Annotated in this window: 8 protein-coding genes and 1 riboswitch; of the genes, 6 read left to right on the top strand and 2 right to left on the bottom strand. The window is 49.4% G+C overall.

Going from position 1 to position 14,361, the window contains the following annotated elements; all coding sequences use genetic code 11:
• Positions 1-83: 83 nt before the first annotated feature.
• The 5 genes from FJD38_RS03770 to FJD38_RS03750 all read left to right on the top strand — a co-directional run bounded on the left by FJD38_RS03770 (position 84) and on the right by FJD38_RS03750 (position 4,667).
• The gene (locus FJD38_RS03770; RefSeq protein WP_146383970.1) at positions 84-1,118 is read left to right on the top strand and encodes a DUF2066 domain-containing protein; all 1,035 of its coding nucleotides are present in this window, start codon (positions 84-86) and stop codon (positions 1,116-1,118) included.
• Between the two features lie 30 nt (positions 1,119-1,148).
• Positions 1,149-2,222 (top strand): AI-2E family transporter, encoded by a 1,074-nt coding sequence (locus FJD38_RS03765; RefSeq protein WP_122784631.1) that lies wholly within the window; start codon positions 1,149-1,151, stop codon positions 2,220-2,222.
• 221 nt (positions 2,223-2,443) lie between these two features.
• Positions 2,444-3,148: a DnaA regulatory inactivator Hda gene (hda, locus tag FJD38_RS03760; protein ID WP_122784630.1), complete on the top strand. Its 705-nt coding sequence runs from the start codon at positions 2,444-2,446 to the stop codon at positions 3,146-3,148.
• 203 nt (positions 3,149-3,351) lie between these two features.
• Entirely contained in the window at positions 3,352-3,984 is a 633-nt protein-coding gene (locus FJD38_RS03755; RefSeq protein ID WP_146383968.1) for a C40 family peptidase, read from the top strand.
• Between the two features lie 143 nt (positions 3,985-4,127).
• Positions 4,128-4,667 (top strand): C40 family peptidase, encoded by a 540-nt coding sequence (locus FJD38_RS03750; RefSeq protein ID WP_122784628.1) that lies wholly within the window; start codon positions 4,128-4,130, stop codon positions 4,665-4,667.
• A gap of 60 nt (positions 4,668-4,727) precedes the next feature.
• Here the strand turns inward: FJD38_RS03750 and FJD38_RS03745 are convergent, their stop codons facing one another.
• Positions 4,728-6,035, bottom strand: a complete 1,308-nt coding sequence (locus tag FJD38_RS03745) for a PQQ-dependent sugar dehydrogenase (RefSeq protein ID WP_146383966.1) — start codon at positions 6,033-6,035, stop codon at positions 4,728-4,730.
• Between the two features lie 198 nt (positions 6,036-6,233).
• Positions 6,234-13,199 carry a hypothetical protein gene (locus FJD38_RS03740; RefSeq protein ID WP_146383963.1) on the bottom strand — a complete coding sequence of 2,322 codons (6,966 nt, stop codon included), beginning with the start codon at positions 13,197-13,199 and terminating at the stop codon, positions 6,234-6,236.
• A 214-nt stretch (positions 13,200-13,413) separates the two neighbouring features.
• A riboswitch (cobalamin riboswitch) is annotated at positions 13,414-13,658 on the top strand.
• 82 nt (positions 13,659-13,740) lie between these two features.
• Here FJD38_RS03740 and cobO point away from each other — a divergent pair.
• The gene (gene cobO, locus FJD38_RS03735) at positions 13,741-14,352 is read left to right on the top strand and encodes a cob(I)yrinic acid a,c-diamide adenosyltransferase (RefSeq protein ID WP_122784625.1); all 612 of its coding nucleotides are present in this window, start codon (positions 13,741-13,743) and stop codon (positions 14,350-14,352) included.
• Positions 14,353-14,361 lie beyond the last annotated feature (9 nt).

Below are 14,361 nucleotides of genomic sequence, written 5' to 3'. Positions count from 1 at the left end.
ATTCGGCCGTGGGCCTGTCTGACACCTTATCGAGTGTTTTTATATGGCTTTTCAATAGTGTTATTGGCCGTCAGGAATTTTTCATGCGTTTTCATCAATTTATCGCTGTGGGTTGTTTGTCTTTTTTCAGTTTGGCCAGTCACGCTGAAATCCTTACGGGGCTGTACCAAGTGCGCGAGCCGGTAAACAGTCAAACTCCTGAGGAACGTACCCAGGCCACGCAAAAAGCTTTGGAAACATTGGTGTTGCGCTTGACTGGGGATGCCAAGGCGCTGCAAAACCCGGCCTTGGATGCCGTCCGCAAAGACCCTCAGCAGATCATCAGCCAATACGGATATGACGCGGGCCCGCCCGAAAGCCTGCAAGTCGACTTTGACCCCGTGAGCACAGACCGTGTCTTGCGTCAGGCCGGGTTGTCGTTGTGGGGTAGCAATCGTCCAGCCTTGCTTGGTTGGTGGCTGAGCGACTCAGTAGAGGGCTCAAGCCTGGTGGGCGATGGTCAGTCAGCTGCAGAACCTTTGCGTCGTGCGGCCCAGCATCGCGGCCTGCCGCTGCGCTTGCCTTTAGCGGACTTGAGCGAGCAGTTGGTGGGCACTGCTGAAAATCTTGAGGGCAGCAACCCGGCGCCGCTGAAAGAGGCTTCCGAGCGTTACGGGGCTGATGCGCTACTGGCTGTTCACGCTCACGAAGACGATGGCAAGTGGACTGCCAAGTGGCGTTTGTGGGTGGGCGATCAGCAAGAGCAGGGCAGTGCCGAGGCGTCAGATCAACCCGCGCTGGCTGATGCAGTCATGCTTCAGGTGAGCCAGCGTCTGGCGCCGCGTTACGCGGTCAAACCGGGCGTAGCCACAGAGCAGGCACTGCAAGTTCAGGGCATGAATCTTGAGCACTATGCTCAAATGGGCCGCTTGCTGGAGCCGTTTGGCGGCCAGCTTCAGCGTATTGAAGGCGACCGCGCTGTTTACCGCGTCAACGGCAGCACCGAACAATTGCGCTCACAATTGGGGCTGGCTCAGTTGCGCGAAGTACCGGCTGATCAGGTCCCTGCTGTATCCACCGACGGGCAAGTGCCAGCACCCGCGGGTGAGTCGTCCGGCCAGTTGCGATTTAGCTGGTAGGGTTTTCTTCTATATAAAGGATGGTTGTTCATGACGGATTCGCGGCGATGGGTGTGGTGGGGCGTAGCGTTGGCTGCGATCCTTTTTGTCTATTTTTTGCATGCCATACTTACGCCGTTTCTGGTCGCGGTAGTACTGGCCTATATGTTCGACCCGGTTGTTGATCGGCTAGAAAAGTACGGTTTTTCAAGAACCTGGGGCGTTGTAACGGTTTTTACCCTGTTTACTGTCATTTTAGTGGCGTTGTTGCTGGTGCTCGTGCCATTGCTGGCCAAGCAGTTGATGAAGCTTTATCAATTGGCCCCGCTGGTACTCGATTGGCTGCAACATACCGCCATGCCTTGGGTGCAAGCCAAATTCGGCTTGGGTGATTCATTCTGGAACTTCGACAAGATCAAGGCCGCCATCACCGAGCATATCGGGCAGGCGGGTGACATTGTCGGTGCCGTGCTTTCACAGGCGACTACTTCAAGCCTTGCTCTGGTCGGTTTTTTGGCCAACCTGGTACTGATTCCTGTCGTGGCGTTTTACCTGCTACGCGATTGGGACATCATGCTGGCTAAAATCCGCAGCCTGTTACCCCGCGATCGCGCTGACAAGATTGTGTCGTTGGCTGAAGAGTGCCATGACGTGCTGGGGGCATTTCTGCGCGGTCAGTTACTGGTGATGCTGGCGTTAGGCGTGATCTATTCAGCTGGTCTGATGCTGTTGGGTCTGGATTTGGGCCTGATTATCGGCCTGATGGCGGGGTTGGCGGCTATCGTGCCCTATATGGGCTTTATCATCGGAATTGGCGCCGCGCTGATTGCAGGACTGTTCCAGTTCGGTGGTGATTTGTACCCGATGCTGGGCATCGTTGCGGTATTTATGGTCGGCCAGGCGCTTGAAGGCATGGTGCTCACCCCTTTGTTGGTGGGGGACCGAATCGGTCTGCATCCAGTTGCCGTCATATTTGCGATTTTGGCCGGTGGCGAGTTATTCGGTTTTACCGGCGTGCTGCTGGCGTTGCCAGTGGCTGCCGTGATCATGGTGCTCGTACGCCACATGCACGATATGTATAAGGATTCGCAAGCATTCAAAGGCGAAGAAGACCCTGAGTTGTAAAGAAACACGTGGTGATGAGGCGGGGTATTTTCGAGTGCCCCGCCTTTTTGTAGGTGCTCAAGCTCGCGCGGTGTCAGAAAAAACTCAATCATTCCAGACTGTTAACGCAAACCTTTGATTTTGTTCGTGGTCTGTTACATTGTGCGCCCGGCTACACGGGTATAAACTTTGCAAACTTTACACAGAGGCCACTAACGGTTCGCTTGAACTGTTCAGTCAGCATGAAACCGATTCAGCTGCCCCTAGGTGTGCGTCTGCGTGACGACGCTACCTTCATAAACTATTACCCAGGCGCCAATGCCGCTGCACTCGGCTATGTCGAGCGTCTGTGCGAAGCCGACGCCGGCTGGACAGAAAGTCTGATCTATCTTTGGGGTAAGCACGGGGTAGGTCGTACCCATTTGCTACAGGCCGCCTGCTTGCGGTTTGAACAGATGGGTGAACCTGCGGTGTACTTGCCGTTGGCTGAGTTGCTGGATCGCGGCATTGAAATCCTCGATAACCTTGAACAATACGAACTGGTTTGCCTGGATGACCTTCAGGCCGTCGCAGGTCGTGCTGACTGGGAAGAGGCGCTGTTTCACCTGTTCAATCGCTTGCGCGACAGTGGCCGCCGTCTGCTGATTGCTGCTTCTGCCTCCCCCCGCGAGTTACCGATCAAGCTGGCTGACCTCAAGAGTCGACTGACGCTGGCGCTGATCTTCCAGATGCGCCCCTTGTCCGACGAAGACAAATTGCGTGCCCTGCAATTGCGCGCATCGCGCCGGGGTCTGCACCTGACCGACGAAGTGGGGCATTTCATACTGACCCGCGGCACCCGCAGCATGAGCGCGCTGTTCGATCTCCTGGAGCGACTGGATCAGGCCTCCCTGCAAGCACAGCGCAAGCTGACCATTCCCTTCCTGAAAGAAACCCTCGGCTGGTAAAGCCACCTAAGCACTGCATGTCTGTCGGCTGTTAGAACCCCTGTGCTTCGGTGGGCGATATACGCAAAAGCTATTGGCAAGGGTTTTGACCCTCACATGTCACGATAAAACCGCGGAGTCACATTTTAATCGATTGAATTTGCAAATGAGGATCATAGAAGGCATAGTCGCGACTACTTTTCCCACAAGACACGGTCGTGCCCATGCTAAAGCGCTTTGCACCCCTCGTGCCCCTCGCACTGGTTACCCTATTGTTTGGCTGTGCAGCACACACACCTGTGTCGCAGCAAGTGGTTGAACAATCGGCTCAAAACACATCGGTATCGCAGACTTCCGCTCTTTATCAGGAAGAACTGGCGACCGAAAAAGAACTTGAACAGTTTTCCGAGAACAGCAAGCCTTACGAATTGCCGGCTTTGGCTGACAGCATTCTTGAGCGTGGCATGTCCTTGATCGGTACCCGTTACCGTTTTGGCGGCACCTCTGAGGCGGGCTTTGATTGCAGCGGTTTTATCGGTTACTTGTTCCGCGAAGAAGCTGGCATGCAATTGCCGCGTTCCACGCGTGAAATGATCAACGTTAATGCACCGTTGGTCGCACGAAACAACCTCAAGCCAGGTGACTTGCTGTTCTTCAGCACCAATGGCCGTGGCCGCGTCAGCCATGCCGGGATTTACCTGGGCGATGACCAGTTTATCCACTCCAGCAGCCGCCGCAGCGGTGGTGTGCGGATTGATAATCTCGGGGATTCCTACTGGAGCAAGACGTTTATCGAGGCCAAGCGGGCCTTGGCAATGGCACCCGGTAATCCAGCGAGCGTAGTTGCCCGCAAGTAAAGTTAAAGTCTTACTTGAAGTTTGGCCTCTAAGGGCTAGAATTCGGTCGCAATGTTAAATTCTTGAAGCCGCCAGGTACTCCCTTTCGCGGCTTTGGGTTTCGCGGCCACAGTTGCCGTATCCAGAATCAGGAAGTTCTGTTTATGTCGACCATGGCCCGCGCATCTCTTTTGACTCTAGCAGCACTGCTCAGTGCCTGCGCCAGCCACACACCGCCGCCGCCCCCTGTGGTCACCCCGGTTGTGTTCTCCACTGCTCCTGAAGAAATATCGCCGATTGCCGCCGATGTGCTCTTTCGTGCGTTCAGTTTGGTGGGCACGCCCTATCGTTGGGGTGGCAACACCCCTGATTCCGGGTTTGATTGCAGCGGGTTGATCAAGTACGTCTATAACGACATGGCGGGAATATCGCTGCCACGCACGACGCGCGAGATGATCGTGATGAGGGCGCAGAATGTCGGCAAGGATAAGTTGCAAACCGGAGATCTGCTGTTCTTCGCCACTAACGGTGGTTCACAGGTCAGCCATGCCGGTATCTATGTGGGTGAGGGCCGCTTCGTCCATGCACCTGCTACCGGCGGCACAGTCAAACTGGACAGCCTGTCCAAAGCCTATTGGCAAAAAGCCTATCTAAACGCCAAGCGCGTGCTGCCGACCGAGCAGCACCTGGCGCGTCTTCCATAGAAGTTTAAAACCTCTGAGCCCAACCCTCTCCCATTGGGCTAGGGTTGGCTTGCAGAACGCCTACTTCGGTGAAACACGCCACACGGTATTGCCCACATCATCGGCAACCAGCAAGTCCCCTCGTTTATCAACCACCACTCCTACCGGCCGACCCTGGGCCTTCTCGTCCGCATTCACAAAGCCGGTCAGCACATCCACCGGCATGCCACTCGGTTTGCCTTGTGCAAACGGCACAAAAATCACCTTGTAGCCACTGAGCGGTTTACGGTTCCAGGAGCCGTGCTGGCCTACAAATGCGCCCTCTTTAAACTCGGGTAAATGACTGCCTTCGGCAAAGGTCAAGCCCAAGGAGGCTGTATGGGGGCCCAAAGCGTAATCTGGAGCAATGGCTTTAGCGACCAACTCCGGATTTTGCGGATTGACTCGACTGTCCACATGTTGCCCGTAATAGCTGAAAGGCCAGCCGTAGAATCCGCCGTCCTGCACCGATGTCATGTAATCGGGCACAAGATCGCTACCGATTTCGTCACGCTCATTGACCGCAGTCCAGAGTTTGCCAGTCTTGGGTTCCCAGGCCATGCCATTGGGGTTACGCAACCCGGACGCAAAAATTCGATGGCTGCCAGTGGTCCGATCAACTTCCCAGATCGCAGCTCGACCTTCTTCCTTGTCCAGACCGTTCTCGCCAACGTTACTGTTAGAGCCCACGCTCACATACAGAGTTTTACCGTCCGGGCTGGCGATAACGTTTTTGGTCCAGTGATGGTTAAGCGGGCCACCAGGAAGTTCGACCACCGTGACCGGCTTAGCACTAATGGACTGTTCACCCTCCTGGTAGGGGAAGCGCAACAGCTTATCCGAGTCAGCGACATACAAGTCGTTACCCACCAGGGTCATCCCGAATGGAGAGTTAAGGTTTTCGATAAACACCGAGCGGGTGTCGGCAATACCGTCATGGTCTGTATCGCGCAACAATGTAATCCGGTTCGCGCTCGGTACAGCAGCCCCCGCACGACCCATGACTTTCTCCATAACCCAGCCTCGAATGCCTTTGCTGTCGTCAGGCTTTGGCGGGGCATTGGTTTCGGCCACCAACACATCGCCATTTGGAAGGACGTAAAGCCAACGGGGGTGATCGAGATTCTCGGCGAATGCAGCAACCTTCAAGCCTTGAGCGGCGACAGGTGTAGCACCGGCAGGCCAACCGATGGCAGGAGCAATATTGACAGTCGGTATCAAAGTCTTATTGGGCTCAGGCAGTTTCGGGGAGGGCCCACTGCCGTCACTCACCTGTAAAGTAGAACTTTCACCACAGGCAGCTAAACCAACCGCCAAAAAAACGACCACAGCGTTTGCTAATTGGGGCATGAGAAATATCCATCCAGTTGAGGGGTACAATTAATAGAGATGTAGAGCGGATAAATAGTTCAGCAGGGCATTGCGGTATTCAAAAAAAGCTTAAAATTATATTCAGCAAAAAATGGAGAGTAAACTAGATAGCGCTCAAGGGACGCCTGATGAGTTTTGTTAATAAGGAATGAGCCGTTGATTGATTAGGCGGTTTTATCAAATCGCCTTTTTGTTTTTATAAAGGATAAGCAGCATCGATTCGGAAAATACGGGAGAGAAACCTTTTTGGCTGGTCATTGTAATTAAGTCTGTATTGAATTTTTGCAGATCTAGAGTGCTAGGGCTCAGCGTGTCGTGATCAAGTTCAAAGCTGTTCTCAGACGTTAAGGTATTCGCTAATTTTCCTAGGAAATTGGATAAGCCTTGTTTGGAAAATGGCGATTTATTCATTCCCTCAGGGGGGAAGCAACCTGCAGATATCATTATCTCATTCAATATCCCTGCGATCGTTCGGCTGCTGATGATTTTTTCATATTTTTCTTTCATGTGCGCAACGTTGTATATGTATTCATACTGGGAGTCAGGGTTGTCGTTTTGATGGAAAGTGATCAGGAAATTAAAGAAGTCACTTTCGCTAGACAGGTTAATGGTGGTTTTGCCTTTTGCATAATTATCGACTGCAGCAGTCCATTGCTCCTGGCTTAACCCATTCAAAGTGTTGTCCCAATAACCATTCGTTTCGGGCAACGGTTTGTCAAGCACGTGCGGGCTATGTTCAAAGGACACTGAGTGCGCAAAATTTTCTAGATAGCCTGCTTCTTTGAATCCATTAGGCAGTGTGACTTCATACGCTAAATGATTGTCTTGGCAGTTCTCTAATAAAGTTTCAAAGTTGACCAGAATATCACCCAGGGAGTCGCTTTCAATAAAGCTGATGTCACTGGATTGGAGTAGCTCAGGCGACCAGTCGATTCTCCAGCGTATACTTTCATCCGAAGTCGTACAGTTGACTGTAATAGTTTGAGATAGACGATTTTTTATTCTGAGCACGCTCGATCCATCGTGGGTCTCGAATGTATCGAAAGCAGTGCGGTTTTGCCAAAGTGCTTTATCACCAAAGCGGCCGTGGTATTGTTTGCTAGGGATATAAAGCGCTGAAGTTGGTTTCTCAGGTTCTACCTCATCGTCTTTAGGCGTTAACACTCGAATCGTCAACGGTGTAGTTTCTGAAACGTCGTCGGCGTTAGCTATGCCGCGTTCACTTAGTTTGATCAGCTCTTCAGCCGTGAGAATTAGCTTTTCACTGCTCAATGTGGGGTCCAGCACATCGTTACCTGCACCGCTGAAAAGGCCATCGCCTATGCATACCATGACGTGTTTAACCTTTGGCACTTCATTTTGAGGGGTTGTTCCGGGTGTAGCTATAAACACAATGAGATCCCCTTTTTTGGCGACAAAGGGGCTACTTTGGACTGTACTCACATGAGCGGTGAGTAACGCCGTACTGATCCGATCAGCTGTGTTTGGTATAAGATTCATATCGTTGTCGTATTTTGGGAAGGTGAATGAGGTACTTAATGATTTAGCTGTTTTATATTTTGTTTTACCTATCAAGGCTAGGTCGTGAGTCACATCTATCCAAGAGTTTAATTTTGTAGCTTTCAGGCTGGAAGATTCGAATAGGTTGGCAGTCTTCTTGATCGCCTGGAAAGAATTAGAGAGAAACGGAATGCCACTTTTGATGAATTTTTTAATAGAGGGTTTTAACGCAAAGTCAAGTTTGTAATCAATAGCAGCGTTAATAAAAGCCATCCAGAAAATTTCACGTGATTCCTGAGCGCTGTCTGAGATCAGTAATTCCGCAAATGGAACGGCAGCCAATCCTAATCCTACGCCATATCCAATAGCACCGCTCAAAAAGGAAGTGGCCCCAGCCAAATATGGCCCCGCGTCGGTAACGGCTTGAAAGAATGCATGGCCGATAAGTTCAGCATTGGATTTGGTTATTGCGTCAGCATCAGCGAGAAGCTGATCAAAACAAAGGGTAAACAAGGTGCTTGCAAAGTCTTCGGCATTTTGGCCTAAAGAATGCATGTCAGACGGGTACTTTGGCTCTGCAAGTTCTAGGGTGGGAACATAGGGAAGAGCACTTTGCACGACGGCCGCTTCTTTTTGATCTTCAGACATGTGCGGTGTCAGCCATGAATAAAATTCTTTATCCTGCTGCCCAGGTTGCAGAGATGGACTCAGCGTATCCACGGGGTTTAAATATTTAGACGATTCATAACCCATGTTAAAAGCCGCTATCATATTTCCAGCGTCGCGGAATTCAAAATGGGTATTATTCAGCAGTGAACGTAACTCAAATCTACCGTTGGGTTTGCTGACTGCGTAAACACCCGCAATAGGCCTATCGTTGTAGATCACAGTGTGGAAAGGTTTCTCTGAAAAACTGGTTTTGATATGTTGGTAAAGAATCGGAGCGATGACAGTTTTCCAGTTTTTAAAAAATTCGGGATCATCTTTCAGCTGTTGGTATATATCCTCGAGATGGACTTGCCAATCGGTGGTGGCCAGTTTGCTCAACACGTTCAGGTCATACACGCTGTCAGGGTCAAAATAAATGTTCTTATACGAATTAGCAATAGCGTGTCGGATGTGTTTTTTCTGCATAATTTCAAAGATTGTAAATTCTTTAGTTTCTTTTATTGCTTCTGGAAGGACTCCTGTTTTACCTAAGACGAACCTTATATTGCCTCCTATATCGGCTGGCTCATATTTCCAAGTTTCCGTGTAGTTGATTTTTATCGTGTCTGTCAATTTTGGATGTTTGAAAAAGTCGGTGCCCGTTTGTTTATCAATAACAGCGTTATCCAATTCCTCTTGTAGAATGCTTAAAGGGTGAGGTATTTTTATCTTTTGTGCAGCTGCAGTAACCTCGTAGAGGTGAGCTACGACTTTGCGAGCGGCAACGTTCGTTTTAATCATGTCTTCCAACAGCGGATCATCGAGCGTTAGTCCAGGGGGATCAGTGATGAGAGTGTAGTCTGAGTTTTTGATGAACTGATGGCCCTCCGTAATAAATTCCAGGAATGTCATAGACGTTTGTTTCTTAACGCCAAAGCGATATTCCTCAAAGGTAATAATTGAATCTGGGGTCATAGCTTTCAATTGCGGATGGGCGCTAATACGGTTGCTGAAATCTTCGTGCCCCCACATTTTAGTGGCCAAGGCCTTCACGGCATTACTGAGGGTGGGTATTGAAGTGGCAGCTGTTTTAATGGCCGTATCGCCACGCATGTAATCATCATGAAACTCTGGTGTGGCCAAAGACTTTTGCCAACTTTCAGTGTAGTGAGTTGGCCATGTCACTTCGGGCTTAGTATTCAAGCCAGAGGATTTTTCTGACTCTGTCAGGTAGCGTCGGCGGATGTAGTCGTCGAGGGGAATTTTTTTGTACTTGAAAGTGGTTGCATCTGTATAAACTTTAACGGTAACCACATCCGTTGATTTCGGGCGGATAAGATCTTTGGATTTATCATCTGGTGTCACAAGGCTATTCAACGCTTTATTTTTGCTCCATTGGCCTGGCGTGTAATCGCCACTGCCACTGTTTAGTTCGTTGACGACTTCAGCTGTGCGTGCCTGTGATCCTTCGAAAATGAAGGGGTCGACACAATTTAAACTGATCATTCGCTGCTTTGCTCTTCCATTAAAGAAGTCAATTAGATCAGCCTGGCCTCTGTAAGTTATACGCTTGCTTGGATTGTCAGGGTCAATCTTGGAAAAAGAGAAATTAATTTTTTGGTAAGGATCGAAATTATTCCAGACGCGGTTCACAGCTTTAGGATAATAGGCCTTCATTTCTTCTAATTTATTAAGTGCATAGAGATTGGCTTTAATATACTCACGCTTCGTTTCAATAACGAGCTCCGTCGGAAGGCTATTACTGAATGATACGAATTGCTGTTCAATACGATGTAATTCCTTTTGTTTTTTATCGATTTCAGATTCAGGGGCTTCTTCCTCTTTTATACGGGATATGTCTTTTTTTATTTTATCTATAGACCTCATGAGCAGAGTAAGTCGGTTTCGGTTTTGGTTTCGATCTTGAGTGAGTGGCTCAGTCTTTGTGTCGTCATCATTAGCGCGTACATCAGTATTGCCAGTGGGGTTTACCGATCTTTTTGTACGAGGAGTTCTGTCTGTATTGGCTGCAGGTGACGATGAAGAATCCTCATCCGTATCAGTTTCTAGGGGCTGAGCATCGGTGTCTTCAATCTTCACATCCATGTCGTTGGCAAGGTCATCAATTGCCTGTATATCGAACGAAGGCGTATTTGATGACTCAGGTATGTTTTCAACGGGAGAGAAATATTGTTGGGTTTGAGCTAAATAGTGCGTTTTAAGCAGCATAAAAGGCTGTTCAATACCTGCCGAAACTAAGTTTAATTTCGTTCTTTTTTTAGCTTGCTCAAGGTATTCTTCGTTAAATTTTCCGCCCTTATAAAAGCCACTCAAAGTTAAAGCTCCCGACAAGGCGGTAATGGCTGCGGAAGGGAGTACACTGGTGAACAACCTGAAGGCTAATTTTCCGGCTTCACGTTTGAGGAATTTTTTGATAGCCGATTGTGGGTTTTCACCGACTCGGGTGGCTTGTCCAAGACCCCGTATAACTAAGCCGATGGTCAAAGGCGCCAGTAAGACTTTTAAATAAGCCATACGGGGGCTCAACAGATTTCTATTGGGGTGTATTGAGACTAAACGTTCCAGTGTGCGGGCACTGTCTTGCGCCGTAGCCGATACCATGCCGAGAAGTAAATTATAGTTAAACTTCTTAGCGCCCCATTCATGCAAATATTGTTTTATTTTAGGGTGTTGATTCAAGATGGCTTCGAGGGATGCAGGCCATGATATGTCGTCGTTCTCTGCGTCCTTTACAGCCATTTTAATCCATTTGCCGAGCACTTTCCCTTGGCTGTCTTCAGGGGTAGTCAGGTCTGATTGTAATTTGCTAAGCATCTGCTCTACTGCGCCATCAATATCCGAATCTGTACCAGGATTGTTTTTCAAATAGGCGGCTTTCTCTGAAGCAATAAATTCACCAATGTCTTTCGCCAGAAGCCCTCGGTGTGAATAATTATGCAGTGCAGAACCTGTCATTTGAGTCAGCGCAAGTTTTATTGTGGCCTTAACGTCGCGGGTTTTATTCTCCACATTCTTAAGCGCTGAAATCATCACCTCTAGTTGAGTTTCTTTTTCAGTTGGCAGCTTTGCAGTATTCATAAGGTCTGTCGCGGCTTCGAATAAGAGCTTCGCGGCGGGTTTGATAGTGTTTGAAAGTGAAATCAGTTTGCGCTCGGCCCCACGCTTGTATCGTGGGTCTATATCCGCCAGCGTAGCATCCATTAAAGCCTTGAACGCTTCATCAGACGTGTGCGTCTGTACGTGCGGTGCTACACGCAGCGCTGCTGTTTTAGCCTCTTCCAGCGTTGAAATACTCTTCTCTTTGTCCTTGAGTTTAGAATCTGATTCGAGGCTTTTTTTCGTTAAGGCCTCTCTTTCTATTTCCATGACGGCTTGAATAGCGTGCTGAGTCAAAACGTTAAGTTGTTGTTCTAGTGGCGTGGCCAATTTAAAGTCCCGACTTAGTGTGTCGGGAAGTTTTTTTATCTCGCTGTCTGTGGGCTCTTGTTTTTTTTCTAAGGCTTTTACTGTTTTACTCGCTTCATGCGCGGAGGCCAGCATTTTCTGTGTGACCACAAGAAGATCTTGTGTCGCGGCCAGTATCTCGAGTGGCGTGACACTCAGTGTTGCATCAAAATTAATACTGTCTTCACTTGAGGGGATTACTGATTCCCCCCAGTTTTTTAATGCACTTAGTCCTAATATCTGAAGGCTGTAAACGCCCCTTTTTGCCAGTGAAGGCAGCTTGGTGCGTGTGTAGTCAAGCGTATCGTGGGAGGCATCTCCTACCGTGGATATCACTCTTTCTACGATACCTTCCTCCATCAGTTCAATGGTTGATTTTAATAGTGAGCCGGTTTTTTTACCCATTGTATACGCGGCTCTTATCATTTTATTGGTGGTGCTTTCAGGTTTTTTTAGTGCGTATTGGGCCTTGTAAAAGTCCGCAGCAGCGCTTTTCAATGCACGGCCCGATTCTGAAAATAGTTCCGGAATAATGTATTGTATTGCTCGCGAGCTTTGTGTTTTTTCTTTGAGTGTTGGAAGTTTGTGCAGTGAGTAATTAAATGCTTTTTGTGCAGCTTTAGTGGCCTGCTTTGACTTTTCTTCTAAGGTGGTAAAGCGTTCTGATTTGTGACGCTTCACTTTTTTCAGCAGCAGGGTGTCGAGTTCATTATTAAATGCCACAGTCCCATTCTTGAAGGCGTGCTCAACGGATGCGTCTACCTTTTCGGAAAACGCAGTATCAGCTTTGTCCAGTGAGCCCAGCATGTGTTCTATTATTAGAACAGCCGATGTCTTTTTGAGGGTTTCAAGTTGGTCATGTTCATATTCCTCCCAATAAGCCAATGTGTCATTGTGTGTGGTTTGCAGCGACTTTGCTGCCTGTTCAAGGGCGTTAATGGTTTTATTCAAAGCCGTTAACGTCTCATTCATCGATGCCTCTTGAACTGACTTCCATTCTTGCTCGGAAATAACGGCTATCCGATTGGCGAAGTGTAAGATGTCAAGCAGAGTAGGGTGCCCATGGAAAATGGATAATGCTGTAGTGACGGTTTGAATAAGTGCCTCAACTTTAGAGCGCTTGATAATGGCTTCGTCGGGGATCTTGTTTTTATTGATTTTGTTGTATTCGCGCCACTGTTCTAATTTTGGCTTAATGTTTTCTTCGAGGTGCGCCGCAAAGGTTGATGTTGTAGGTGTTTGAGGCGCTTGCAGGGCAGGCATTTCGTTTTGCGTTGTATCTATCTCATTCGCGAAGTCTGGATCTTCAGTGAATACCTCTGTGGGGCCAGGTACTGCGGCATGTGAATGGGGTGTCATCGCTAACACATTAACCGGATAGATTCCTGTTGTCGGACCCGTTCTCTTAGATCCTTCAGTCAACAGGGGGGTGTCCAACGACTGGCCTAAATCTGTTAAGGTTTTGAAACGCTTTAAGGTTGAGCCCTCGGAAGAGTTTTCATTATTAGAGCTAACCTTCGAGTCTTTCATTGGTGATCCTCTTGATCATCAATGCAAGCGACGATCACGGGAGATAAGGATTCCGGGTCAACTTCCTCTGACATAGGCTTGATCTAAGAGATAATTCCTACGTTCTTTTTAAACTGTAGCTGACAACTAATCTGGCGCGTGTATTACGTCGGAAATCTCGTTTTAGGTTGGGGTGTCCATGGCTTCAATTGACGCTCCACCCCCAACCCTCTAACCTTCGCGGCTTGTTTCAGGTGCTCTGCAACCCTTGGTTGGCCGAGTGAAACAGGGAAGCCGGTGAAGGTGACTGTGAAAGCCACAGCCATCACGATCCCGGCGCTGCCCCCGCAACGGTAAATGAGTGAAAACTGCACAAAGTGCCACTGTGAACAGTCACGGGAAGGCGTGCGGTCAAGGGTTGTTCTATTAATGAGCGACCCGCTTGTGAGCCCGGAGACCGGCCTGATTCATCCAGCACTCTCGCGGCGGGCGATGCAGTGTGATTTGTGACGAATTTCCCCCGCCTCCCGTTTGCTTAATTCAGCCCCAACGGAGAGCTGCCATGAATGAATCCCCTGAACGTGATGAACGTCATCTGGCGCGTATGCTGCGCAAAAAAGCAGTTATGGATGAGCGCATTGCCAGCTCGCCAAACGAATGCGGCTTGCTGCTGGTATTGACCGGCAATGGCAAAGGTAAAAGCAGCTCAGCATTTGGCATGCTGGCTCGGGCTATGGGTCACGGGATGCAGTGCGGCGTGGTGCAGTTCATCAAGGGCCGCAACAGCACCGGCGAGGAAATTTTCTTCCGCCGCTTCCCTGAGCAAGTGCGGTATCACGTTATGGGCGAAGGTTTTACCTGGGAAACCCAGGACCGCCAGCGTGACATCGCTGCCGCCGAGGCTGCGTGGGAAGTGTCCCGCGAAATGCTGCGCAATCCGGCCATCGGCCTGGTGGTGCTGGATGAACTGAATATTGCGCTCAAGCACGGTTATCTCGACCTTGAGCAAGTATTGAGCGACCTGCAAGCCCGGCCGCCGATGCAGCATGTACTGGTCACAGGCCGTGGCGCTAAACCTGAACTGATTGATCTGGCCGATACAGTGACTGAAATGGGCGTGATCAAACACGCTTTTCAGTCCGGTATCAAAGCCCAGAAAGGCATCGAATTGTGAGTGTTGAAG

Origin of the sequence: Pseudomonas saxonica (assembly GCF_007858365.1) — a bacterium.
GTDB lineage: Bacteria > Pseudomonadota > Gammaproteobacteria > Pseudomonadales > Pseudomonadaceae > Aquipseudomonas > Aquipseudomonas saxonica.
The sequence above is the reverse complement of the archived record's forward strand: the minus strand, read 5'-3'. Positions and strand labels throughout refer to the sequence as shown.